Origin of the sequence: Roseobacter sp. AzwK-3b (assembly GCF_000170875.1) — a bacterium.
Lineage (GTDB): Bacteria > Pseudomonadota > Alphaproteobacteria > Rhodobacterales > Rhodobacteraceae > Roseovarius > Roseovarius litoreus.
Map to the genome: position 1 here is coordinate 1 of NZ_ABCR01000006.1, position 22692 is coordinate 22692.

Here is a 22692-nt window from a genome sequence, read left to right on the forward strand (position 1 = left end):
CATGCGTGCGCTCCCGGATGAAAACACCAGCCCCCGTCATGCGCCCACCTTGTCCTTGTTCTTCAGCCCTGTGCCCAGATAGGCCTCGATCACCTGCTCATTGGCCTTGATCTCGTCCAGCGTGCCTTGCGCCAGAACGCGCCCCTCGGCCATGCAGATCACCGGATCGCAAATCCGGCCGATGAAATCCATGTCATGCTCGATCACAACGAAGGTATAGCCGCGCTCGCGATTGAGGTTCAGGATCGCCTCGGCGATCGTGTTCAGCAGGGTGCGGTTCACGCCAGCGCCCACCTCATCGAGAAAGACGATGCGCGCATCCACCATCATCGTCCGCCCCAGTTCCAGCAGCTTTTTCTGCCCGCCGGAAATCTCTCCGGCGCGCTGGTCGGCCAGATGGCTAATGGTCAGGAACTCCAGCACCTCATCGGCCTTCGCGCGCAGCGCGCGTTCCTCCTCGGCAATGCGCTTGCGACCGAACCAGGTGTTCCACAGCGTCTCCCCCGATTGGCCACCCGGCACCATCATCAGGTTTTCCCGGCATGTCATCGAGGCAAACTCATGCGCGATCTGGAAGGTGCGCAGCAAGCCCTTGTGAAACAGCGCATGCGGTGGCAGGCCGGTGATATCCTCGCCCTGCATCGTGACCCGGCCCGATGTCGGCGGCAGGACACCCGCGATCACGTTGAACAGCGTGGTCTTGCCCGCGCCATTGGGGCCGATCAACCCGGTGATCGATCCTTCGCGCACGCTCAGGCTTGCGCCATCCACCGCGTGAAAGCCGCCGAAATGCTTGTGCAGGGTCTCGACAGTAATCATCGCCGCTCTCTTCCCCTTATCCGCGCCGCACAAGATCCCGGCCGGTCATGCACCGGCCCGGGGGGATGATCCCCCGGGCAGGCCTTTTGTGTCGTCCCCCGGCTCAGCGATAGCCCGCCGTGGTGATCTTGCCGCCGTCGATCACGATCTCGCGATAGGACCCGGCACTTTCGCCCGGTCCGATCAGCTCCACATCCGTGGCACCAACATAGTCGATATCCCCGCCACCGGCCAGAATCTCGAGCGCACGACCCAGCTCGCCGGGGAAGATCTGCTCACCGGGGGCGTTGGCCACGTCGAGGATCTTGGCCGAATAATCGCCCGGCTCCGCCGATCCCGCCGCCTGCATGGCCAGCATCAAAAGCGCCGCCGCGTCATAGCTTTCGCCCACATAGGGGCTGGTTCCGTCGATGCCCGCGGCCTCGGCCATCTCCAGCATGGTGTTTGCGCCCTCGCTTTCGGTGCCCGGCACCGTGCCGACCGAACCGTCGATCTCCGATCCGAAGGTCTCCTCCAGCGCCGCGCCGATCATCCCGTCGGGCAGCACGAAAAGGTCGAACGCACCGGTGTCCAGCGCGGCGCGGATCACGCCCGGCCCGCCCTGATCGACATAGCCCGCCACGACCAGCGCATCGCCACCCGCCGAGGCCAGCGCGCCGACTTCCGCTGAATAATCTGCCTTGCCGTCCTCATGGGCGGCGGTGGTGGTCACGCTGCCGCCCGCCGCTTCGAACGCGGCGGCAAAGCTGTCAGCCAGTCCCTTGCCATAATCGTTGTTGGTATAGGTCACGGCGACGCTTTCGATGCCGCGCTCCATCAGCACTGTGGCCAGAACCTCGCCCTGCCGCGCATCCGACGGCGCGGTGCGGAAGAACAGGCCATTGTCATCGGCGGTCGTCAGCGCCGGCGACGTGGCCGAGGGTGAGATCATCACCATGCCGTTGGGCACGGCCACATTCGACAGGATCGCGCCGGTCACGCCCGAGCAATCCGCGCCCATGATGCCCTTGACCCCATCCGAGGTGATGAGGCGTTCGGCGGCGGCGCTGGCGGCACCTGCGTCGGTGCAGGTGGAATCTGCGCGCACCGGCTCCACCGCCTTGCCACCCAGAAGCGCGCCGCTCTCCGTGACCTCGGTCATGGCCAGTTCCGCGCCGCCCGCCATATGCGGGGTCAGCGACTCGATCGGGCCGGTAAAGCCAAGGATGATGCCCAGTTTGACGGCGTGATCATCCGCGCTCACGGCGCCCGCACTCAATGCGGCGGCAGCCGTGGCTATCAGTAGTTTTTTCATGAGTGTGCTCCCTGATTGAAAATCCCTTGATAGCCGACGTTATCTTTAGGCAGCCGAAAATCAAGCGGAACCGGAATGCCGCGTTGACGCGCCACCATTGACCGGGCGGCAATCCGCCCCAAGATATTCGGGGGGATGCCCGTCTGTGCCCGATCTCAACCAAAGGAGGTTTCGATGATCCGCCATATTGCCGCTGCGCTGGTCTGCCTGGGCTTGATTGCCCCACCTGCCGCCGCGCTCGACAGTTCCGTGGGGCCACTCACCTTGACCGAAGTGGCAAACGGGTTCGACGCGCCTTGGGCCGTCGGCTTCCTGCCGGGTGGTGGGTTGCTGGTCACCGAACGCGATGGGCGGCTCTGGCATCTGCAGGACGGCACCCGGCACGAGGTGGCCGGGCTTGGTCCGATTGCAGCGGTCGGGCAGGGCGGGTTGCTGGATGTCCTCGTGCCGCGCGATTTTTCGCGCTCCCGGACGGTGTTCTTCACCCTCTCGACACCGCAAGGCTCCGATGCCGGCACCGCTGTTGCCCGCGCGCAGCTATCACCCGATGCCCGCCGCCTCACTGATTGGACGATCATCTGGCAGATGGAACCCGGCAGCTCGGGCGGGCGGCATTTCGGCGCGCGGCTGGTCGAGGCGCCGGACGGGCATTTGTTCGTCACCACCGGCGATCGCGGCGACCGGCCCTCGGCGCAGGACCTGTCCAACGAGAACGGCTCGGTTCTGCGGATCACCCGCGACGGTGCGCCGGCCCCCGGCAACCCGTTTCTCGACCGCTCCGGCGCACAACCCGAGATCTGGTCCCATGGCCACCGCAACCCCCAAGGGGCGGCACTCGATCTTTCGGGCGATCTGTGGGTGGTCGAGCATGGCGCGCGCGGCGGCGATGAGGTCAACAAGGTGCGGCGCGGCGCCAATTACGGCTGGCCGGTGATCTCCTACGGGCGTCACTATTCCGGCTTCAAGATCGGCGAAGGCACCTCGAAGCCCGGCATGGAGCAACCGGCCTTCTACTGGGATCCTTCGATGGCGCCCTCCGGCATGATGATCTATTCCGGCGCGCTCTGGCCCGAATGGCGCGGGCATGTCTTTGTCGGCTCGCTCAAATTCGACTACATCTCGCGGCTCACCGGCGACCCCCTGCAAGAGGTCGAGCGCCTCGAGAGCCCCGATACGCTGCGGGTGCGCGACATTCGCGAAGGCCCGGACGGTGCGATCTGGTTCCTGTCGGTGGGGCAGGGCGCGCTCTACCGCATGACCCCCGGCTAGGTGCGCATCACACCGACAGCCGCGCCGCCTGCGCCCCGCGTTCGCGGTAGGGCGTTGTATTGTAATGCGCCCGGTAGCATTTCGAGAAATGCGAGGGGCTGGCAAACCCGCAGGCCAGCGCCACGTTGATGACCGTCATATCGGTCTGCATCAGCAGGTTGCGCGCCTTCTGCAGACGCAATTCCATGTAATAGCGCTTGGGACTGCGGTTGAGATACCGCCGGAACAGCCGTTCCAGCTGCCGGGTCGACATGCCCACATCCCGCGCCAGAACCGACGGGCTGATCGGCTCTTCGATATTGGCCTCCATCATCTGGATGACCTGGCTCAGCTTGGGATGCCGCACGCCGATCCGGGTCGGCACGCTCAGCCGTTGGGTGTCCTGATCGGTGCGGATCGACGAATAGATCAACTGATCCGCAACCGCATTGGCCAGCTTCTCGCCATGCTCATCGGCGATGATCTTCAGAAACAGGTCGATCGACGAGGTGCCCCCCGCCGTGGTCATCCGCGAACCATCGACCACGAAGACCGATTTGGTCAACTCGACCTCGTCGAACTCCTCGATGAAACTGTCGTGGTTCTCCCAATGGGTGGTGGCCCGCTTGCCATCCAGCAGACCCGCGCGCGCCATCACATAGGCCGCCGTGCACAGCCCGCCGATCTTCAGCCCCCGTCGCGCCTCGCGGCGCAGCCAGTTGAGCAGCTTCTTCGTGGTCGCGCGCTGCACATCCGCACCGCCGCAGATCACCAGCGTGTCGTCGCGGTTGAGCTCATCAAGCCCCATATCCGTCTGAAACACCGCCCCCGCCGAACAGGACACCCGCCCATCCTCGGGCTCACCCGCAAGCTTCCATTCGTACAGCGTCAGCCCCGACATCCGGTTGGCGATCCGCAGGCTGTCCACCGCCGCCGAAAAACTCACCAGCGTGAAATTGTCGAGCAGCACGAAGACGAACCTTCGCGGCGCCTTCGGTGCGTCGACAGGGACGGTCTTTGGATCGGGCTGCATCGTCCTGGTCATCCTAAAATGTGCGGCGCGGTCCAGCGGCACACGGTCCGAGTGTGACATTTTCCCGACCCGGGACACAAGCCACAGCCTGTCTTTTGCGTCAATGGGCCTAAATCGGATATGGTATCCCGATGGGGTGTTTTGTATAGGAAGGCCCTGAACGGCCTGCAAGCGGAGAATATCCATGACCGATTGGCACAAATCAGACTGGCGCGCCAAGCCGCGCGTCCAGATGCCCGACTACACCGACGCCGCCGCCCTGGCCGAGGTCGAGGCGCGCCTGTCGCACTATCCGCCGCTGGTTTTTGCCGGTGAGGCCCGCAAGCTCAAGCGCCATCTCGGTGCCGCATCGCGCGGCGAGGCGTTCTTGCTGCAGGGGGGCGATTGCGCCGAGGCGTTCGATCAATTCTCCGCCGATGCGATCCGCGACACCTTCAAGGTGATGCTGCAAATGGCGATGGTGCTGACCTATGGCGCCAAGGTGCCGGTGGTCAAGGTCGGGCGCATGGCCGGCCAATTCGCCAAACCCCGCAGCGCCCCCACCGAGGTGCTCAACGGCGTCGAGCTGCCCAGCTACCGGGGCGATATCATCAACGATCTGGCCTTCACGCCCGAGTCGCGCATCCCCGATCCCACCCGCATGCTGCAGGCCTACACGCAGGCCGCAGCCACGCTGAACCTGCTGCGCGCCTTCTCCACCGGCGGTTTCGCCGATGTGAACCGTGTGCATTCCTGGACGCTTGGCTTCACCGACGACGCCAAGGCCGCCAAATACCGCGAAATGGCCAGCCGCATTCAGGACACGCTGGATTTCATGGCCGCCGCCGGCATGACCGCCGAAACCCAGCATGAGCTGGCCACCGTGGAATTCTACACCAGCCACGAGGCGCTGTTGCTGGAATACGAAGAGGCGCTGACCCGGCTCGATTCCACTTCCGGCAACTGGCTGGCAGGTTCGGGGCACATGATCTGGATCGGCGACCGCACCCGCCAGCCTGATGGCGCGCATGTCGAATTCGCGCGCGGTGTGCTCAACCCGATCGGCCTGAAATGCGGCCCCTCGATGGAATCGGACGATCTCAAGCGCCTGATGGCCACGCTCAACCCCGAAAACGAGGCCGGTCGCCTCACGCTCATCGCGCGCTTTGGTGCGGGCAAGGTGGGCGATCACCTGCCACGCCTCATCAAGACCGTGCGCGAAGAGGGCGCCAACGTGGTCTGGGTCTGCGATCCGATGCATGGCAACACGATCAAATCCGCCACCGGCTACAAGACCCGGCCTTTCGAAAACGTGCTGCGCGAAGTGCAGGAGTTCTTCGCCGTCCATCGCGCCGAGGGCACCATCCCCGGCGGTGTGCATTTCGAGATGACCGGACAGGACGTGACCGAATGCACCGGCGGCATGCGGGCGCTCAGCGACGAGAACCTGTCGGATCGCTATCACACCGCATGCGATCCGCGCCTCAACGCCAGCCAATCGCTCGAACTGGCCTTCCTCGTGGCCGAGGAACTCGTCGCCATGCGCGAGGCCCGCTCCCCGGCAGCCAAGGCTGTCTGACGGCGCATAGGAGGTGGCAAAAGGGGGGTGTCCTCCTTTTGCCTTGCTTCTCACCACATGAGGTTTGCTTTGTAACGTGTTGCCTTTGATTGTTTTTTGGCTCTCTAGGCGCCTGCCTTATATGCCGGGCGCGCCGTCCCGCTAGACCGCGCCATCCTGCCTGACCAGCCGCAGATAGGGCCGCTCTGAGCGTGCTAGTTTCGGCGCCGTGTGCTGCTCCATGCCCTGCTCTATGCCTCGCGCCGTGTGCCGTTCCATGACAGTCGACGTCGCGGGCAGGGGCATCTCGCCGATCGGCTGTATCTTGCAGGATTTGATAAAGAACCGCCGCGGCGTGCGCTCCGGCGCATCATCCGTCACCAGACAGCCCAACGCCCTCGAGATATCGCCCAGATCGCTGCGCAACGGCAACAGGATCAGCCGCCCGTGCAGCTGCGACCGCCCCAGACCGCCCACCGATACCAGATCCAGATCCAGCGTCGCGGGCCGGTCGAACAGATCCACCAGCAGATCGGCCAGCTGGTCGCGATCTCCCGGCTCGATCAGCGCGCTGATCGGCATGCCGCGCACTTCCATACCCATCAGGTCGCTCAGATGCAGCCCGGCCACCCGCATGCGCGCCAGACCCGGCGCGATCCGCTCCGCGACAAACACATCCGGCAACAGCGCGGCAATCTTGCGCGGGTCGATATCGGCCCGGCGTGGCACATCTCCGCCCGCGCGCTGCGCCGTCCAATAGGCGCGCATCGCCTCGATATCCAGCGCACGCAGACCCGTCCGCCGCTTTGCTGCGGCATCCAGTGTCAGCACATTTCCTCGCCCGAAGGGGCCCTTGAACACCATGTTGATCGTCCTGTCACCTTGATCGTCCTGCCGCGGGGATCGTCCCGCCGCCTTGTCGCCAGCCCGCATCCCGCCGACCGGCGCCGCTTTCGGGGTATTTGGCACAATTGCCCTCAGTTTTGTTTAAAATTCCGCACAAATGGTTAACCTCCAGCGCGCCGCTTGCCAGCCCGCGCCCGACTGGCTAGGACGGGTCACACACCGTCCGGAGGATACCGTGCTGAATTCGATGACCGCTTTCGCCTCGGGCAAGGGGGCGTTCGGGCCCCAGTCCTGGACATGGGAGCTGCGCTCCGTCAACGGCAAGGGGCTGGATCTGCGCCTGCGGCTTCCCGACTGGATCGAGGGGCTGGAACCCGCGCTGCGCGCGCGCCTGTCGTCCTGTCTGGCGCGTGGCAATATCAGCCTCGGCCTGCGGGTCCAGTCCGAGGACCGCGCCGGGCGTCTTGCGGTGAACGAGGCCGCGCTTGACGACATCCTCGCCGCCATGGCCCGGGTCGAGGCGCGCGCTCAGGAAACCGGCGTCACGCTCGCGCCCTCCACGCCCGCCGATCTGGTGGCGATGCGCGGCGTTCTCGACAGCGCCACCACCGAGACCGAAACCGGCCCCCTGCGCGACGCGATTCTCGCTGATTTCGAAGCGCCGCTTGCGGATTTCCTGGCCATGCGCGCCGCCGAAGGGGCCGCTCTGTCCACCATCCTGTCCGATCAGCTGGATCAGATCGCCAGCCTGACGGAACAGGCCGGACAAGCTGCCGAAACCCGCCGCGCCGACATGGCCGGCATCCTGCGCACCCAGCTTGCGCGCATCATGGACAATGCCGACGGCGCCGATGCGGGCCGTATCGCGCAGGAACTGGCCCTGATCGCCGTGAAATCCGACGTGACCGAGGAAATCGACCGCCTTCGCGCCCATGTCGCCGCCGCCCGCGCCCTTCTGGCCGAAAGCGCGCCCATCGGCCGCAAGCTCGATTTCCTGTCTCAGGAATTCAACCGCGAGGCCAACACGCTCTGTTCCAAGGCGCAGAACACCGCGCTGACGGCCATCGGGCTCGATCTCAAGGCGGTCATCGACCAGATGCGCGAACAGGTGCAGAATGTCGAATGACCCAAAGCCCACAGCAGGAGCCCCCGCAATGACCCGCCGCCGTGGCCTTCTCATCATCCTCAGCTCGCCCTCGGGGGCTGGCAAATCCACCCTGTCGCGGCGCCTGCGCGATTGGGACCCCTCGATTTCCTTTTCGGTCTCCGCCACCACCCGCACCCCCCGCGAGGGCGAGGTGGACGGGCAAGATTACCATTTCCTGACCGAAGCACAGTTCCAGCGCGACGTGGCCAATGGCGACATGCTGGAACATGCCCATGTGTTCGGCAATTTCTACGGCTCTCCGCGCGGCGCGGTGCAGGCCGCCATCGATGCCGGGCGCGACGTGCTGTTCGACATCGACTGGCAGGGCGCCCAGCAGATCCAGAACTCGGCCCTCGGGCCTCATACCCTGTCGATCTTCATCCTGCCGCCCTCGATCCGCGAATTGCACCGCCGCCTTGAAACCCGTGGGCAGGACAGCCCCGAGGTGATCGCCAAGCGGATGCGCAAAAGCTGGGACGAGATCAGCCATTGGGCCGAATATGATTATGTTCTGGTCAATGACGATCTGGACGAAACCGACCGCCGCCTGAAAACCATCATCGAGGCCGCGCGCCTCAAACGTATCCAGCAGCCGGGGCTGAACGCCCATGTCAAAGCCCTGCACAGCGAATTCGAGGAAACCCGATGACCCTTTATGCTCTCGACGGGCTTGCGCCCACCATCGCCGAGGACACTTGGATCGCCCCCGATGCCAATGTGATCGGCCGTGTCATCTTGCAGGACGCCGCCTCCATCTGGTTCGGCTGCACCCTGCGCGGCGACAATGAAGGGATCGTGATCGGCGCGGGCAGCAATGTGCAGGAAAACACCGTCATGCATACCGATCCGGGCTGTCCGCTGACCATCGGCGCCGGCTGCACCATCGGCCACAAGGCGATGCTGCATGGCTGCACCATCGGCGACAACACCCTTGTCGGCATGGGGGCCACGATCCTCAACCGCGCAGTGATCGGCCGCAACTGCCTGATCGGGGCAGGGGCGCTCATCACCGAAGGCAAGGAAATTCCCGACAATTCGCTGGTGGTCGGATCGCCCGGTCGCGTGATCCGCACATTGGACGAGGCCGCGATCGAAGGCTTGCGGGAATCGGCGCGGAATTATCAGCGCAACATGCGCCGGTTCCGCGCCGGGCTGACACCCGTCACATGACCGGCGAGGGGCTCTCGACCCTGCTTGACGCGATTCCGCTGCCCGCGGTGCTGATCGGGCGGGGCGAGCGCATCCTTGCCGCCAACGATCAGGCCCGCGCGCTTCTGGGGCAATTGATCGTGGGGCGGCATTTCATCACCGCCCTGCGCCAGCCCCCCGTGCTCGACGCCATCGAAAACACCCTGCGCGACGGCACCCGGCGCACCACGCGCTATCTCGGCAGCGAAGGCGGGCAGGACACCAGTTTCGTTGTCACCGTCTCACGGGTCGACACCGCTGCCGCCTCGGGTGCGCTGGTCTGCTTCGAGGACATCACCCATCTCGAACAGGCCGGGCAGATGCGCCGCGACTTCGTGGCCAATGTCAGCCATGAGCTGCGCACGCCCCTCACGGCGTTGATGGGCTTCATCGAAACCCTGCAAGGCCCCGCCAAGGGCGATCCGCGCGCGTCCGAGCGGTTTCTCGGCGTCATGCTCTCCGAGGCGCAGCGGATGGAACGTCTGGTGCGCGATCTGCTGTCCCTCAGCCGGGTCGAGGCCGACGAGCGTGTGCGCCCCACCGACCGCGTCGATCTGGGCAAATGCCTCTCCGGCGTGGGCCACAGCCTGCGGCCCGTGGCCGAGGCCGCCGATGTCCATCTGGCGCTCGATCTGCCCGACACGCCGGTGATCGTGCCGGGCGATGTCGATCAGCTGACGCAAGTGGCCACCAACCTGGTTGAAAACGCGATCAAATATGGCGGCAAGGGCAAGACCGTGCATATCGGCCTGACCACCGACGCCAACGCCCTGTCGCTGCGCGGCCCCGCCGCCATCGTCACCGTGCGCGACGAAGGCCCCGGCATAGATGCGGTCCATATTCCGCGCCTGACCGAACGGTTTTACCGAATCGACAGCCACCGCTCCCGCGAGATGGGCGGCACCGGGCTGGGGCTGGCCATCGTCAAACATATCGTGAATCGCCATCGCGGTCGGCTTCGAATCGACTCGGAACTGGGGCAGGGCACCGAATTCCGGGTGATTCTGCCCGCCTTCCCGCAAGCCTGACCGGAGTTTCGCGCTTTTTTGCGCTGTGCGGCCCGGATTTTCTGCCCGATTTTGCTTGGATTCCGGCGCATCGCCGGGCGTGTCATGAAACCGTTACAAAAGTGTAACAAAAGCGTCGCTGCAGGCCACTAGCACGCTGGTAAGGGTCGCCCGGGGGCACCCCGAACCAACCAAATCAGGAGCTTTCCATGTCCTATTTCAAGATGACCGCCTCGACGCTGGCGATCGCCGCCGTGTCGGCCACCGCCGCCGCCGCTCGTGACAACGTGCAGGTCGCAGGCTCTTCCACCGTTCTGCCCTACGCCTCGATCGTCGCCGAAGCCTTCGGCGAAAATTTCGACTTCCCGACACCGGTCGTGGAATCGGGCGGCTCGTCCTCGGGTCTCAAGCGCTTCTGCGAAGGCGTGGGTGAAAACACCATCGACATCGCCAACGCCTCGCGCGCCATCCGCGAAAAAGAGGTCAAGGCCTGTGCCGAAGCCGGCGTGACCGACATCATCGAGGTCCGCATCGGCTATGACGGGATCGTCTTCGCCAGCCAGATCGACGGCCCCGCCTTCACCGCCTTCGAGCCTGCCGACTGGTACAACGCCCTGGCCCCCAAGGTGCTGAAAGACGGCGCGCTGGTCGACAACCCCTACACCATGTGGTCCGAGTTCAACGCCGATCTGCCCGCCGTTGAAATCGCCGCCTTCATCCCCGGCACCAAGCACGGCACCCGTGAAGTGTTCGAGGAAAAAGTTCTGGCCCACGGCTGTGAAGCCACCGGCGCCATGAAGGCCATGGAAGAGGCCGGCATGGACGAAGACGCCATCGAAGACGCCTGCATCGCGGTGCGCACCGATGGTCGTTCGGTCGATATCGACGGCGACTACACCGAAACCCTGGCCCGTATCGACAGCAACGCCGAAGGCGTGGGCGTGTTCGGTCTGGCCTTCTACGAGAACAACACCGACAAGCTGAAAGTGGCCACCATGTCGGACGTTGCGCCCTCGACCGAAACCATCGCTTCGGGGGAATACCCGGTGTCGCGTCCGCTCTTCTTCTACGTCAAGAAAGCGCATATCGGCGTGATCCCCGGCCTCAAGGAATTCGCTGAATTCTTCGTGTCCGACGAAATCGCAGGCCCCGACGGCCCGCTGGCCAACTACGGCCTCGTCTCGGATCCGGAACTGGCTCAGACCCAGGCGAAGATCTCTGACGAAGTGACCATGGGCGAAGGCATGTAAGCCTTCCCCGGATCTTCGGGGGGCGGCGCAGCCTGTGCCGTCCCCCTTTTTTCCGTCCCGTTCCTCTGCTACCCCCTCCAGAATTCCGACCAGACCCCCGAGGCCCCCATGCCCGCAACATGGCTTGTCCTGATCGTTCTCGCGCTGTCGGCCCTCGGATACGTCCTTGGCCGCCAACGCGCCCTCCAGAATGCCGGCGGCGACAGCCGCGCTCTGCATTCCCTGCCCAGTTATTACGGCTGGCATGTGGCGCTCATGGCGCTCGTGCCTGCGACGGGCCTCTTGGCCGTCTGGCTCATCCTGCAGCCGATCCTTGTCGAAACCACCATCGCCGGACAGCTGCCCGACAGCGCCATCCCCGAAAGCTCGACCCGCAGCCTTGTGATGTCCGATGTGCGCCGCGTCGCCGACGGGCTGGATCTGGCCGTATCGCAAGGCGCCATGACCACGGACGAGGCCGCAGCCCTGCGCAGCGAAACCGGACAGGTGCGCGAACGCCTGGCCGAATTGGGCGTCGCCCTCGGCTCTGATGTCAGCGCCGCCGTACTCAGCGCCGCTCAGGAGTATCGCTCGATGGCGCGCATCGGCAACCTGATGCTGACCATTGCCGTGCTGGCCATCGCCGCGCTTGGCTTCGTCTATGCGCTCTCGCGCACCGACCGCGACTTTCGCGCCCGCAACGTGGTCGAACAGGGCATTCGCGCGCTTCTGGTCGCGGCCGCAAGTGTCGCGGTGCTGACCACGCTTGGCATCGTGCTGTCGCTGATCTTCAATACGCTCGAGTTCTTCAAGCTCTACTCGGCCTGGGATTTCTTCTTTGGCACCACATGGGCACCCAGCTTCGGGGGCGGCTCCGAGCTTGGCGTTCTGCCGCTTCTGTGGGGCACCTTCTACATCTCGCTGATCGCCCTTCTGGTGGCGGTGCCGATCGGGCTCTTCTCGGCGGTCTACCTCTCCGAATACGCGCCCCGCAAGGTGCGCTCGGTCGCCAAACCCCTGCTCGAGGTTCTGGCCGGCATCCCCACCATCGTCTACGGCCTTTTCGCGCTGCTCACCGTCGGCCCGCTGCTGGTGCAGGTCTTCGGTGATGACGGCGTCGGCGTCATGCAGGCCAGCACCGCCGTCATGACCGCCGGTCTGGTGATGGGCATCATGCTCATCCCCTTCGTCAGCTCGCTCAGCGACGACATCATCAACGCCGTCCCGCAAGCGATGCGCGACGGCTCTTATGGTCTGGGCGCCACCAAGTCAGAAACCGTCCGTCAGGTGATCCTGCCAGCAGCACTTCCGGGTATCGTCGGTGCGATCCTTCTGGCCGCCAGCCGCGCCATCGGCGAGACGATGATCGTGGTGCTCGGGGCAGGGGCCGCGGCCCGGCTCTCGATGAACCCGTTCGATGCGATGACCACCGTCACCGCCAAGATCGTCAGCCAGCTGACCGGTGACGCCGATTTCGCCAGCGCCGAGGCGCTCGTGGCCTTCGCCCTCGGCATGACGCTCTTCGTGCTTACCCTCGGGCTCAATGTCTTCGCCCTCTTCATCGTCCGCAAATACCGGGAGCAATACGAATGACCGACGCGAGCCTTCCCGAGAACAGCGCCGCCACACCCGCGCATCGCTCGCTCAACACCGTTGACGCGCGCACTCGCCAGCGCAACCGCGCCGAGGCCCGCTTTCGCGCCTATGGCATCGCCGCCGTGGCCACGGGGCTTCTGTTTCTGGTGATCCTGCTCGGCTCGATCCTTTTCAACGGGGTCGGCGCCTTCCAGCAGACCTTCATCAAGGTTCCGGTCTATCTCGATCCCGCCAAGCTCGACAAATCCGGCGAGCGTGACATCGAGGCGATCAAGAAGGTCTCCACCTTCGGCTACACGCCGCTGATCCAGCAAGGGCTGTTCGATGTGGTGCAGGCCGCAGACATAGAAACCCCTCTGGCCAAGCCCGGCGACATGAAACAGATGATCTCGCCCTCCGCCGCCGCACAAGTGCGCGACACGGTGATCGACAATCCCGACCTCATCGGCCAGACGGTCGACTTCCGCATCCTCGCCTCGTCCCGCGTCGATGGCTATCTCAAGGACCGGGTGTTCCGCGAAGACGTGGTGCGCGACAAGAATATCGATGTCGAGCATCTCGATATCGTCGATGGTCTGGTCGCGTCCGGCATCGTGGCCAAGGAATTCAACCTCTCGTTCATCACCGGCGCCGACGCCTCCGAAAGCCGCCCCGAACAGGCCGGTCTGGGGGTGTCGATCCTTGGCTCGTTCTTCATGATGCTGGTGGTTCTGGCCCTGTCGCTGCCGATCGGCGTGGCCGCCTCCATCTATCTCGAGGAATTCGCCCCGCAAAACCGCTTCACCGACCTGATCGAGGTGAATATCTCGAACCTCGCCGCCGTGCCCTCCATCGTGTTCGGTATCCTTGGTCTCGCGGTGTTCATTCAGTTCGCCCATCTGCCGCAATCCGCCCCGCTGGTGGGGGGGCTCACGCTCACGCTGATGACCTTGCCGACCATCGTGATCTCGACCCGCGCCTCGCTGAAATCCGTGCCGCCCTCGATCCGGGACGCGGCCCTCGGGGTGGGGGCGTCCAAAATGCAGGCGGTGTTCCACCATGTGCTGCCCATGGCCATGCCGGGCATCCTCACGGGCACGATCATCGGTCTGGCTCAGGCGCTTGGCGAAACCGCGCCGCTCTTGCTGATCGGGATGGTGGGCTATATTGCCACCAACTATCCCGACGGCTTCGCCTCGGGCTTCATGGACCCCAACTCGGCCATGCCGGCCCAGATCTTCGAATGGGCCAAGCGCGCCGATCCGGCCTATTACGAGCGCGCCTGGGGCGGCATCATCATCCTTCTGGTCTTCCTGATGACCATGAATATCATTGCTATCATCCTGCGCCGCCGCTTCGAGCGCCGCTGGTAAACGAGGGAGCAAGGCCCCATGTACGACGCGCCCAGCCTGGAGAGAAACGTGGACCAAAAAGACATCAAGTTCTCCGCCCGCAATGTGCAGGTCTATTACGGAGACACCCACGCCATCAAGGACGTGACCGTTGAAATCGAGGACAACACCGTCACCGCCTTCATCGGCCCGTCGGGCTGTGGGAAATCGACCTTCCTGCGCTGCCTGAACCGGATGAACGACACGATCGACATCTGCCGCGTCGAAGGCGATATCCGCCTTGATGGCGAGGATATCTACGACAAGCGCGTGGATCCCGTGCAGCTGCGCGCCAAGGTGGGCATGGTCTTTCAGAAGCCCAACCCGTTCCCCAAGTCGATCTACGACAACGTGGCCTACGGCCCGCGCATCCACGGCCTCGCCCGCTCCAAGGCCGAACTGGACGAGATCGTGGAAACCGCGCTGCGCCGCGGCGCCATCTGGGACGAGGTCAAGGACCGCCTTCACGCCCCCGGCACCGGCCTGTCGGGTGGCCAGCAGCAGCGCCTGTGCATCGCCCGCGCCGTCGCCACCGCGCCCGAGGTTCTTCTGATGGACGAGCCGTGCTCGGCCCTCGATCCCATCGCCACCGCTCAGGTCGAAGAGCTGATTGACGAGCTGCGCCAGTCTTACTCGGTCATCATCGTTACCCACTCCATGCAGCAGGCCGCGCGCGTCAGCCAGAAGACCGCCTTCTTCCATCTCGGCCATCTCGTCGAATTCGGCGAAACCGGGCAGATCTTCACCAATCCCGAGGATGAGCGCACCGAAAGCTACATCACCGGCCGTATCGGCTAAGGAGCCTTCAGATGTCCGACACCCATATAGCCTCGGCCTTCGATCGCGATCTCGAAACCATCCAGGCCCAGATCATGAAGATGGGCGGGCTGGTCGAACAGGCCATCCTCGACGCCGCCACCTCTCTGGAAACCCGCGACGAAGAGCTCGCCGAACAGGTCCGCCAGGGCGACCGCGCCATCGACGCGCTCGAAGAACAGATCAACGAAGAAGCCGCCCGCACCATCGCCCTGCGCGCGCCCACCGCGATCGACCTGCGCCTGATCCTCTCCGTCATGAAAATCGCCGGCAACCTCGAACGGATCGGCGATTATTCCAAGAACATGGCCAAGCGCACCACCGTTCTGGCCCAGATGGCGCCGATCAACGGCTCCACCGTCGCGCTGCGCCGTATGGCCCGCGAAGTCGAAAAGATGCTGCGCGACGCGCTTGACGCCTATATCCAGCGCGACGCCGATCTGGCCCGCGACGTGGTCAATCGCGACCATGACATCGACCAGATGTATAACGCGCTCTTCCGCGAATTCCTGACTTTCATGATGGAAGACCCCCGCAACATCACGCCCTGCATGCATCTGCATTTCATCGCCAAGAACACCGAGCGCATGGGCGACCACGTCACCTCCATCGCCGAACAGGTGATCTATCTCGTCACCGGCGACATGCCCGACGATGTGCGCCCCAAGCAGGACCGCACCTCGATTGACCCCAGCGTGGCGCCCAAGGCCTGAACAAGGAAGCATGACCCATGTCCATCGATCAGCCCTCCGTCCTTCTGGTCGAGGATGAGCCCGCGCAGCGCGAAGTGCTCAGCTACAATCTCGAAGCCGACGGGTTCCGCGTGACCACCGCGGAAAACGGCGAAGAGGCTCTGTTGCTCGTCGACGAGGCCGCCCCCGACATCATCGTGCTCGACTGGATGCTGCCCAATGTCTCGGGGATCGAGGTCTGCCGCCAGCTCAAGACCCGCGCCGATACGCGCAACGTGCCGATCCTCATGCTCTCGGCCCGCTCAGAAGAGGTCGACCGGGTGCGCGGTCTGGAAACCGGCGCCGATGATTACGTGGTCAAACCCTATTCCGTGATCGAGCTGATGGCCCGCGTGCGCGCGCTCCTGCGCCGCTCCCGGCCTTCCGCCGTGGGCGAGCGTCTGGAATATGAAGATATCGTGCTCGATGCCGAAACCCACCGCGTCACCCGCTCCGACAAGCCGCTGAAACTCGGCCCGACCGAATTTCGCCTGCTCTCGACCTTCATGGAAAAGCCTGGCCGCGTCTGGTCGCGCGAACAACTGCTCGACCGGGTCTGGGGCCGCGACATCTATGTCGATACCCGCACCGTCGATGTTCATATCGGACGGCTGCGCAAGGCGCTCTGTCAGCATGGCGGCGGCGATCCGCTGCGCACCGTGCGCGGCGCGGGCTACGCGCTCGGCTAACGCGTTTGCGTACGGGATGGACACAAATCCGGGCGAATGGCTCGGGTTTCGTCCCAAACCCGTGTCGGTTTCGTACGGATCGTACACAAGTCGGTTTTGGGGCTATATGCGCAATCCTCATGGAATGCTACGTCAGCGGGGCAGGGGGTCTTCGTCCTCAGCCTGTGTGCTCAGCCAATCCCGAAACTTGATCAGCGCCGCATCGCGCGCTTTTTCCACTGGCCAAACAAGGTGATAGGCGCCCGGCGTCTCCGTCACACCGCCCCAGGCCCGCACCAGCCGCCCCGTCGCCAGATCCTGTTCGGCCAGGTAATCGGGCAAAAGCGCCACGCCCAACCCGTGCAGCGCCGCCTGCGTAATCGTTGAAAACTGGTCATAAATCGTCCCCGTAACCTGTCCCGCCTCGATTCCATGCGCTGCAAACCAGGCCCGCCACGCTTCGGGCCGGGTTTCGATGTGCAACAGCGGCAACCCCAACAGATCACCCGGCCCGCTGAGCGCGCGCCCCGCCAAAAGTTCGGGCGCACAGACCGCGATCACGGCCTCGGTCTTCAGCCGCAAAGCCTGCGTTCCCGACCAGTCCGCGCGCCCGAAATGTAGCGCTGCATCAAAGGGTTTTGCGGCGAAGTTAAACGGCTTTATCCGGGTCGAAAGGTTGATCGTCACCTCCGGGTGCCGCCGCGCGAAATCCGCCAGCCGCGGCACCAGCCAGCGCATCCCGAAGGTCGGCAGGATGGCAAGGCTCAGACTGCCGCCCGCCGGATTAACCGTCACTTTCAACGTCGCCTGGCTGATCTTGTGCAGTGCTGCGCGGATCTCGGCGGCATAATTGGCAGCCTCCGGCGTCAACACCATCCGCCGCCCTTGCCTTATAATCAAGGCGATTCCCAACTGTTCTTCGAGCGTTTGCAACTGCCGGCTCACCGCGCTCTGGCTCAACGACAGCTCCTCTGCCGCCGCCGTGGCACTGCCCATTCGGTCCAGCGCTTCCAACGCCCGCAGGCTGGCGGTCGAGGGCAGAAATCGGCGGGGTAAGGTACTCATATGCGCAATCCTCATGGATAAATGCGGAATTCGCGTTTTTTCTTACGCGAAATCTGGTGTATTGTCCAATTAACCCGATATTTCCTCATAAAGACGGACACACCATGAGCCTCGACACGCCCAGCATCCGCCAGAAAGACAAGCCTGACCTCGGATCTTTTGACTGGCAGGACCCGTTTATGATGGAAAATCAACTGCTTGAAGAAGAGCGGATGATTTCCCAAAGCGCGCGCACTTTCGCGCAAGAGGTGCTGCAGCCGCGTGTGATCCGCGCTTATGCCAATGAAGAAACCGATCCCGGCATTTTCCGCGAGATGGGGCAGATGGGCCTTCTGGGCACCACGATCCCAGAAGAATATGGTGGATTGTCCGCAGGTTACGTGGCTTACGGGCTGGTTGCCCGCGAAATCGAGCGTGTCGATTCCGGCTATCGGTCGATGATGAGCGTGCAATCCTCGCTCGTGATGTATCCGATCTATGCCTATGGCAGCGAAGACCAGCGCCTCAAATACCTGCCGGGATTGGCCAGCGGTGAGCTGATCGGCTGTTTCGGCCTGACCGAACCCGATGCCGGATCGGATCCCGCCGGCATGAAGACCCGCGCCGAGAAGACCGCGACGGGCTACCGCCTCACCGGCTCCAAGATGTGGATTTCCAATGCGCCCATCGCTGATGTCTTTGTCGTCTGGGCCAAGTCCGAAGCCCATGACGGCAAGATCAAGGGCTTCATTCTCGACAAGGGCGCAAAGGGCCTCAGCGCCCCGAAAATTACAGGAAAACAAAGCCTTCGCGCCTCGGTCACTGGCGAGATCGTGATGGATGGCGTCGAGGTCGGTGAAGATGCCTTGCTGCCCAATGTCGAGGGGCTCAAGGGGCCGTTCGGCTGTCTCAACCGGGCGCGCTATGGCATCGCCTGGGGTGTCATGGGTTCGGCCGAGTTTTGCTGGCACGCCGCCCGTCAATATGGTCTCGACCGTCATCAGTTCCGCCGCCCTCTGGCCCAGACTCAGCTTTTCCAGAAAAAGCTTGCCGATATGCAAACAGAGGTGACGTTGGGTCTGCAGGCCGCACTGCGCGTCGGTCGCCTGATGGACGAAGCCAGCGCCGCGCCCGAGATGATCAGCCTCATCAAGCGCAACAATTGCGGCAAGGCGCTCGACATCGCGCGCATGGCCCGCGACATGCATGGCGGCAATGGAATTTCCGAGGAATATCAAGTCATTCGCCATATGATGAACCTCGAGACCGTGAACACCTATGAAGGCACGCATGACGTTCACGCCCTGATCCTCGGACGCGCTCAGACCGGCTTGCAGGCGTTCTTCTGATACCGCGCCGCAGGGCCTTTCGCCTGTTGCGTCTGGCCCTGTACGCGCTACCGTGGCTCGTGCAACTCTCACGGTGACCACGATGCCCGATCTCGGCTCCCTCTGGCGTGACAGCGCCACCGAAACCTTTTCCGCCCCGCCTGTGTCGGGCGATCTGTCATGCGATCTGCTGGTCATCGGCGGCGGCTTCACCGGCTGCACTGCAGCACTAAAGGCCGCGGGGCAGGGCGCGGACGTTGTTTTGCTGGAGTTTGACACCATCGGCCATGGCGGCTCGGGGCGGAATGTCGGGCTGGTCAATGCTGGTCTGTGGTTGCCGCCCGATACGGTCTGCGACACGCTCGGCACCGAGGCGGGTGAGCGGCTCAATACCGTTCTGGCGTCGGCTCCAGATCTGGTATTTGACCTTATTTCACAACATGATATCGCCTGCGAACCGTGCCGCGCGGGCACCTTGCACCTCGCCCATGCGCCACGCGGATTGGCACAGCTCAAGGCCCGACACGCCCAGTTGATCCGCCGCAACGCGCCGGTCACCGTGCTGGACCCAACCGAGACTGCGGCCCGCACCGGCACCTCCGGCTTTCATGGCGCGCTCCATGATGCAAGGGCAGGGACGGTTCAGCCCTTGGCCTATGTCCGTGGTCTGGCCCGCGCCGCCCAGTCCCTCGGCGCGCGTCTCTTCGAGCACAGTCCCGCCACCGCGATCACCCGGCAGGACGATCACTGGATCATCCGCAGCAACGACGCCACGCTGCGCACCAAGGCGCTTCTGGTGGCCACCAACGCTTATCACCGGCCCGTCTCTCATATGACATTACCTCATGTACCCAAGGTCAATTACTTCCAACTCGCCACCGCCCCCCTCGGAAACAACATTTCCCGAGACATTTTGCCGGGCGGGGAAGGGTGCTGGGATACCGGCCTCATCATGTCGTCCTTGCGCCGGGATGCGGCGGGGAGGGTGATCCTTGGCGGCATGGGAGATGATACCGGCGTGCAGGCAGGATGGGCGCGGCGCAAGCTGGCGCAGCTTTTCCCGCAACTGGCCGATGCCGAAATCACCCATCAATGGGCCGGGCAGATCTCGATGACATCGGACCATCTGCCGCGCATCCTGCGGATCGGTCCCGATGCGCTGTCGATCTTCGGCTATTCGGGCCGTGGGATCGCCCCCGGCACCGCTTTTGGGCAGGCCGCGGCACATGCTTTGCTGACGGGGGATGACAGCCATTTGCCGCTCGACCCCGTGGACGCGCATATCGAAAGGCTTCCGGGCCTCAAGACCGCATTCTACGAGACCGGCGCGCGCCTTGTGCACGCCGTATCGGCGCGCCGCTGATCGCGGGTCTCATCCCTTGCCAAGATCCGATAGCGCAGCCTGAGCCGCATAAGTGGCCGGCCTGTCAAACATGACCAACTGGCGTTGCATCTCGGCGTCCAGCATGGCCAGCGCCTCACACTCGAGCCTGTCGGCCTCCTCCGCATCGCGCCGCTCAGCCCTGATGCGCCGCGCGGCCTCGGCGGGGTCATCGCTCAAATAGGCGTTGCGCGTCGTGACATTCACAACAGACCCTTTCTTGACAAGAATGCCCCCAGTGAGCCCCACATGGCCGAGCGGCCCTCCCTGTGCCTGATACCTCAAAACACCCGGCACCAGATCCGACAGGCAATCCATGTCACCAGCCCAAAGCCCGAACGCCCCCTGACTGCCCTGGCCGAAAACCTGGCTGACCTCGGTGTCCAGAACAACACGCTTTGGTGTGATGATCCTAAGCCGCATATCTGTTCCCCTCCGTGCTCGTGGTGCGCGCGCCGAACGCCATGGCGCCGGTTGTCTCCGGCCTGCCAAACGGCGTGATTTCCCAGAAATATGTGTTGAACGATCCCGACAGGGTGGGGCGCAGAACGCGGCACCAGAGGCAGACAGCCGCCACCATGCGCCGCTGTATTCTCATCCGTTCCCCGAAAATCTGTCCCAAGATATCCGCCATACCGTGGCATCCTTGTCGCTCATACGCTCCGCATGTGCTGCGGTTCCCTAAAGCGTTGCGCAAAAAACCTGACTCATAGATTTTTGCGAAATGCAGTGCGTCTATGATAGGACCAGCAAAGCCGCGCTGACATTATCATCCGTCAATGAGGCGCAGATTGAGACGATGACCGATCCACCGGGGGAGCCGGGTCACGGGTGATGGCCAATCGGGTCGCAGGCATGTCTGGGCACCATCCGATATGGATCATGACATAAGGCGCATAATCACTATTATGTAAATATATTGTATGGTCAGGATATGACACCGCCACGATTTATCCTGTTGAAAAACAATCCGTTGAAAGGCACTGTTTAGGTAAATCAGCCGTTTCATGCGCGCCTGACCCTAGCGGCATCAATGCCGCAGATCACGAGCGAAACGCCATTGCCGCCTCATCGCGCTCTCGACACGGGCCATGACAGCGCGCTAAAACACGTGCCAACAAGGAAACGCTCCAATGACCTCGATCCTGATCCTCAACGGGCCCAATCTGAACTTGCTCGGCACACGGCAACCTGATGTCTACGGAACCACCACGCTGGCCGATATCGAAGCGATGTGCCGCGCCCGTGCCAAGGCCCTGTCGGTCGATCTGGCGTTTCAGCAGGACAATTCCGAAGGTGCTCTGATCGACGCGATCCATGCGGCGCGCGGCACGCATCACGGGATCATTCTCAATGCAGGTGCATACACCCACAGCTCCATCGCGCTGATGGATGCGCTCAGCTCGGTCGAAATTCCGGCGATCGAATTGCACTTGTCCAATATCCAGGCGCGTGAGGCGTTCCGTCATCAGTCTTATATTTCACGAGTCGCGATCGGTATAATCTGCGGCTTCGGCGCCCAGGGGTACGAACTGGCGCTCGACGCCATGGTCGGACACCTGGAGCGCGCTTCATGACGGTCAGCACAGCGGTCATCAACGAAATCATCAACGTCTCCAGCGTCGAAGAAGTCTGGAAGATCCACACCCGGCGCATGGCCGATTACGGGTTCGACCGGATCATGTATGGCTACACCCGCTACCGCACCGAAACCTCGCTCGGGGATCCCGACGATTTCGTCTTGTTGACCAATCATCACCAGGATTACGCGGATGTGTTTATCGGCGAAGGTCTCTATTTCTATGCCCCGATGGTCAAATGGGCGCTCGACAATGAGGGCGCTTGCTCATGGTCGGTGATGGCCGACAGGAAGCTGTCCGGCGGCATGTCTGAAGCGGAACGCAAGGTGATTGAATTCAACCGGCGCCACGGCGTGACTGCCGGGTATTCGATCAGCTTCAAATCCGTCACGCCGCGCAGCAAGGGCGCCATCGCCCTGACGGCCCGCCGAGACTTGGATCAGCCGGCAGTCGATGCCATCTGGGCCAAGTACGGGCATGAAATCCTTACGCTCAACAACGTGGTTCACCTGCGCATCCTCACCCTGCCCTACACCACGAAGGGCCGCACCTTGACCCGGCGCCAACGCGAGGTTCTGGCCTGGGTCGGCGATGGCAAGACCATTCAGGATATCGCCGTTCTGATGGGCCTGACCCCCGCCACAGTCGAAAAACACCTACGCCTTGCACGCGACTCGTTGAACGTCGAGACCACGGCCCAGGCCGTTTTGAAGGCAGCTTTTCAGAACCAGATGTTCGTTCTTGACCCATAATCTGGAACAAAAGATCAAAAAAAACATCGAAAGGTATGGATTCCACTACTTTTGCACAGGTCTCCAGACATGCACACT

At 63.5% G+C, this 22692-nt stretch carries 23 protein-coding genes; 16 read left to right on the top strand and 7 right to left on the bottom strand.

Annotation, left to right across the window (positions count from 1 at the left end):
- Nucleotides 1-36 precede the first annotated feature (36 nt).
- Entirely contained in the window at nucleotides 37-819 is a 783-nt protein-coding gene (locus RAZWK3B_RS11675; RefSeq protein ID WP_007815347.1) for an ABC transporter ATP-binding protein, read from the bottom strand.
- A gap of 103 nt (nucleotides 820-922) precedes the next feature.
- A complete protein-coding gene (locus tag RAZWK3B_RS11680; protein WP_007815348.1) occupies nucleotides 923-2113 on the bottom strand; it encodes an ABC transporter substrate-binding protein in 1191 nt (396 codons plus the stop codon).
- Nucleotides 2114-2287: 174 nt separating this feature from the next.
- Between RAZWK3B_RS11680 and RAZWK3B_RS11685 the strand changes: the two genes are divergently transcribed.
- Nucleotides 2288-3382, top strand: coding sequence for a PQQ-dependent sugar dehydrogenase (locus RAZWK3B_RS11685; RefSeq protein WP_007815349.1), 1095 nt, complete (start codon nucleotides 2288-2290; stop codon nucleotides 3380-3382).
- Between the two features lie 7 nt (nucleotides 3383-3389).
- On the opposite strand, the gene RAZWK3B_RS11690 is transcribed toward RAZWK3B_RS11685, so the two are convergent.
- Complete coding sequence (locus RAZWK3B_RS11690; protein ID WP_007815350.1) at nucleotides 3390-4394, bottom strand: GlxA family transcriptional regulator; 1005 nt, start codon at nucleotides 4392-4394, stop codon at nucleotides 3390-3392.
- Nucleotides 4395-4578: 184 nt separating this feature from the next.
- Here RAZWK3B_RS11690 and RAZWK3B_RS11695 point away from each other — a divergent pair, with 184 nt between their 5' ends.
- Entirely contained in the window at nucleotides 4579-5952 is a 1374-nt protein-coding gene (locus tag RAZWK3B_RS11695) for a class II 3-deoxy-7-phosphoheptulonate synthase (protein WP_007815351.1), read from the top strand.
- A 141-nt stretch (nucleotides 5953-6093) separates the two neighbouring features.
- Here RAZWK3B_RS11695 and RAZWK3B_RS11700 read toward each other — a convergent pair whose 3' ends face one another.
- On the bottom strand, nucleotides 6094-6900 hold the full coding sequence (locus tag RAZWK3B_RS11700; RefSeq protein ID WP_232279520.1) for a PAS domain-containing protein: 807 nt from the start codon (nucleotides 6898-6900) through the stop codon (nucleotides 6094-6096).
- Between the two features lie 124 nt (nucleotides 6901-7024).
- Between RAZWK3B_RS11700 and RAZWK3B_RS11705 the strand changes: the two genes are divergently transcribed.
- The 10 genes from RAZWK3B_RS11705 (at nucleotide 7025) to phoB (ending at nucleotide 16550) form a co-directional block, all read left to right on the top strand.
- Nucleotides 7025-7903 (top strand): YicC/YloC family endoribonuclease, encoded by an 879-nt coding sequence (locus RAZWK3B_RS11705; protein ID WP_007815353.1) that lies wholly within the window; start codon nucleotides 7025-7027, stop codon nucleotides 7901-7903.
- Between the two features lie 28 nt (nucleotides 7904-7931).
- Nucleotides 7932-8573, top strand: coding sequence for a guanylate kinase (gene gmk, locus RAZWK3B_RS11710; RefSeq protein WP_007815354.1), 642 nt, complete (start codon nucleotides 7932-7934; stop codon nucleotides 8571-8573).
- Nucleotides 8570-9094 carry a gamma carbonic anhydrase family protein gene (locus RAZWK3B_RS11715; protein ID WP_007815355.1) on the top strand — a complete coding sequence of 175 codons (525 nt, stop codon included), beginning with the start codon at nucleotides 8570-8572 and terminating at the stop codon, nucleotides 9092-9094. Before gmk ends, RAZWK3B_RS11715 begins: the two co-directional genes overlap by 4 nt.
- The gene (locus tag RAZWK3B_RS11720) at nucleotides 9091-10140 is read left to right on the top strand and encodes a sensor histidine kinase (RefSeq protein WP_007815356.1); all 1050 of its coding nucleotides are present in this window, start codon (nucleotides 9091-9093) and stop codon (nucleotides 10138-10140) included. The genes RAZWK3B_RS11715 and RAZWK3B_RS11720 overlap by 4 nt, the downstream gene beginning before the upstream one ends.
- Nucleotides 10141-10328: 188 nt before the next feature.
- Nucleotides 10329-11369, top strand: a complete 1041-nt coding sequence (locus RAZWK3B_RS11725; RefSeq protein WP_007815358.1) for a substrate-binding domain-containing protein — start codon at nucleotides 10329-10331, stop codon at nucleotides 11367-11369.
- Nucleotides 11370-11477: 108 nt separating this feature from the next.
- A complete protein-coding gene (gene pstC / locus RAZWK3B_RS11730) occupies nucleotides 11478-12941 on the top strand; it encodes a phosphate ABC transporter permease subunit PstC (RefSeq protein WP_007815360.1) in 1464 nt (487 codons plus the stop codon).
- On the top strand, nucleotides 12938-14296 hold the full coding sequence (pstA, locus tag RAZWK3B_RS11735) for a phosphate ABC transporter permease PstA (RefSeq protein WP_007815361.1): 1359 nt from the start codon (nucleotides 12938-12940) through the stop codon (nucleotides 14294-14296). Before pstC ends, pstA begins: the two co-directional genes overlap by 4 nt.
- Nucleotides 14297-14314: 18 nt before the next feature.
- Nucleotides 14315-15112 carry a phosphate ABC transporter ATP-binding protein PstB gene (gene pstB / locus RAZWK3B_RS11740; RefSeq protein ID WP_007815365.1) on the top strand — a complete coding sequence of 266 codons (798 nt, stop codon included), beginning with the start codon at nucleotides 14315-14317 and terminating at the stop codon, nucleotides 15110-15112.
- 11 nt (nucleotides 15113-15123) lie between these two features.
- Nucleotides 15124-15843, top strand: a complete 720-nt coding sequence (gene phoU, locus RAZWK3B_RS11745; protein WP_007815367.1) for a phosphate signaling complex protein PhoU — start codon at nucleotides 15124-15126, stop codon at nucleotides 15841-15843.
- A gap of 17 nt (nucleotides 15844-15860) precedes the next feature.
- Entirely contained in the window at nucleotides 15861-16550 is a 690-nt protein-coding gene (phoB, locus tag RAZWK3B_RS11750) for a phosphate regulon transcriptional regulator PhoB (RefSeq protein ID WP_007815369.1), read from the top strand.
- Nucleotides 16551-16682: 132 nt separating this feature from the next.
- On the opposite strand, the gene RAZWK3B_RS11755 is transcribed toward phoB, so the two are convergent.
- On the bottom strand, nucleotides 16683-17594 hold the full coding sequence (locus tag RAZWK3B_RS11755) for a LysR family transcriptional regulator (protein WP_037295700.1): 912 nt from the start codon (nucleotides 17592-17594) through the stop codon (nucleotides 16683-16685).
- A 104-nt stretch (nucleotides 17595-17698) separates the two neighbouring features.
- Between RAZWK3B_RS11755 and RAZWK3B_RS11760 the strand changes: the two genes are divergently transcribed.
- Entirely contained in the window at nucleotides 17699-18922 is a 1224-nt protein-coding gene (locus RAZWK3B_RS11760) for an acyl-CoA dehydrogenase (protein WP_007815373.1), read from the top strand.
- 82 nt (nucleotides 18923-19004) lie between these two features.
- Nucleotides 19005-20264, top strand: a complete 1260-nt coding sequence (locus RAZWK3B_RS11765; protein ID WP_007815375.1) for an NAD(P)/FAD-dependent oxidoreductase — start codon at nucleotides 19005-19007, stop codon at nucleotides 20262-20264.
- Between the two features lie 9 nt (nucleotides 20265-20273).
- Here the strand turns inward: RAZWK3B_RS11765 and RAZWK3B_RS11770 are convergent, their stop codons facing one another.
- Both RAZWK3B_RS11770 and RAZWK3B_RS11775 read right to left on the bottom strand, forming a co-directional pair.
- The gene (locus tag RAZWK3B_RS11770) at nucleotides 20274-20705 is read right to left on the bottom strand and encodes a hypothetical protein (RefSeq protein ID WP_007815376.1); all 432 of its coding nucleotides are present in this window, start codon (nucleotides 20703-20705) and stop codon (nucleotides 20274-20276) included.
- Nucleotides 20695-20916, bottom strand: coding sequence for a hypothetical protein (locus RAZWK3B_RS11775; RefSeq protein ID WP_007815378.1), 222 nt, complete (start codon nucleotides 20914-20916; stop codon nucleotides 20695-20697). The genes RAZWK3B_RS11770 and RAZWK3B_RS11775 overlap by 11 nt, the downstream gene beginning before the upstream one ends.
- Before the next feature lie 499 nt (nucleotides 20917-21415).
- Between RAZWK3B_RS11775 and aroQ the strand changes: the two genes are divergently transcribed.
- Nucleotides 21416-21859, top strand: a complete 444-nt coding sequence (gene aroQ / locus RAZWK3B_RS11780; RefSeq protein WP_007815381.1) for a type II 3-dehydroquinate dehydratase — start codon at nucleotides 21416-21418, stop codon at nucleotides 21857-21859.
- Nucleotides 21856-22614 carry a LuxR family transcriptional regulator gene (locus RAZWK3B_RS11785; protein WP_007815383.1) on the top strand — a complete coding sequence of 253 codons (759 nt, stop codon included), beginning with the start codon at nucleotides 21856-21858 and terminating at the stop codon, nucleotides 22612-22614. The genes aroQ and RAZWK3B_RS11785 overlap by 4 nt, the downstream gene beginning before the upstream one ends.
- The last annotated feature ends 78 nt before the right edge of the window (nucleotides 22615-22692 follow it).

Bases quoted from the DNA above. Each gene is read 5' to 3' on its own strand.
- RAZWK3B_RS11705 (WP_007815353.1), top strand. From the start codon at position 7,025: ATGACCGCTTTCGCCTCGGGCAAGGGGGCGTTCGGGCCCCAGTCCTGG.
- phoB (WP_007815369.1), top strand. From the start codon at position 15,861: ATGTCCATCGATCAGCCCTCCGTCCTTCTGGTCGAGGATGAGCCCGCG.
- aroQ (WP_007815381.1), top strand. From the start codon at position 21,416: ATGACCTCGATCCTGATCCTCAACGGGCCCAATCTGAACTTGCTCGGC.
- RAZWK3B_RS11715 (WP_007815355.1), top strand. From the start codon at position 8,570: ATGACCCTTTATGCTCTCGACGGGCTTGCGCCCACCATCGCCGAGGAC.
- RAZWK3B_RS11775 (WP_007815378.1), bottom strand. From the start codon at position 20,916: ATGGCGGATATCTTGGGACAGATTTTCGGGGAACGGATGAGAATACAG.
- pstC (WP_007815360.1), top strand. From the start codon at position 11,478: ATGCCCGCAACATGGCTTGTCCTGATCGTTCTCGCGCTGTCGGCCCTC.
- RAZWK3B_RS11785 (WP_007815383.1), top strand. From the start codon at position 21,856: ATGACGGTCAGCACAGCGGTCATCAACGAAATCATCAACGTCTCCAGC.
- RAZWK3B_RS11695 (WP_007815351.1), top strand. From the start codon at position 4,579: ATGACCGATTGGCACAAATCAGACTGGCGCGCCAAGCCGCGCGTCCAG.
- RAZWK3B_RS11765 (WP_007815375.1), top strand. From the start codon at position 19,005: ATGCCCGATCTCGGCTCCCTCTGGCGTGACAGCGCCACCGAAACCTTT.
- RAZWK3B_RS11680 (WP_007815348.1), bottom strand. From the start codon at position 2,113: ATGAAAAAACTACTGATAGCCACGGCTGCCGCCGCATTGAGTGCGGGC.
- pstA (WP_007815361.1), top strand. From the start codon at position 12,938: ATGACCGACGCGAGCCTTCCCGAGAACAGCGCCGCCACACCCGCGCAT.
- RAZWK3B_RS11675 (WP_007815347.1), bottom strand. From the start codon at position 819: ATGATTACTGTCGAGACCCTGCACAAGCATTTCGGCGGCTTTCACGCG.
- RAZWK3B_RS11725 (WP_007815358.1), top strand. From the start codon at position 10,329: ATGTCCTATTTCAAGATGACCGCCTCGACGCTGGCGATCGCCGCCGTG.
- RAZWK3B_RS11720 (WP_007815356.1), top strand. From the start codon at position 9,091: ATGACCGGCGAGGGGCTCTCGACCCTGCTTGACGCGATTCCGCTGCCC.
- RAZWK3B_RS11770 (WP_007815376.1), bottom strand. From the start codon at position 20,705: ATGCGGCTTAGGATCATCACACCAAAGCGTGTTGTTCTGGACACCGAG.
- RAZWK3B_RS11690 (WP_007815350.1), bottom strand. From the start codon at position 4,394: ATGCAGCCCGATCCAAAGACCGTCCCTGTCGACGCACCGAAGGCGCCG.
- pstB (WP_007815365.1), top strand. From the start codon at position 14,315: ATGTACGACGCGCCCAGCCTGGAGAGAAACGTGGACCAAAAAGACATC.
- RAZWK3B_RS11755 (WP_037295700.1), bottom strand. From the start codon at position 17,594: ATGAGTACCTTACCCCGCCGATTTCTGCCCTCGACCGCCAGCCTGCGG.
- gmk (WP_007815354.1), top strand. From the start codon at position 7,932: ATGACCCGCCGCCGTGGCCTTCTCATCATCCTCAGCTCGCCCTCGGGG.
- RAZWK3B_RS11685 (WP_007815349.1), top strand. From the start codon at position 2,288: ATGATCCGCCATATTGCCGCTGCGCTGGTCTGCCTGGGCTTGATTGCC.
- phoU (WP_007815367.1), top strand. From the start codon at position 15,124: ATGTCCGACACCCATATAGCCTCGGCCTTCGATCGCGATCTCGAAACC.
- RAZWK3B_RS11760 (WP_007815373.1), top strand. From the start codon at position 17,699: ATGAGCCTCGACACGCCCAGCATCCGCCAGAAAGACAAGCCTGACCTC.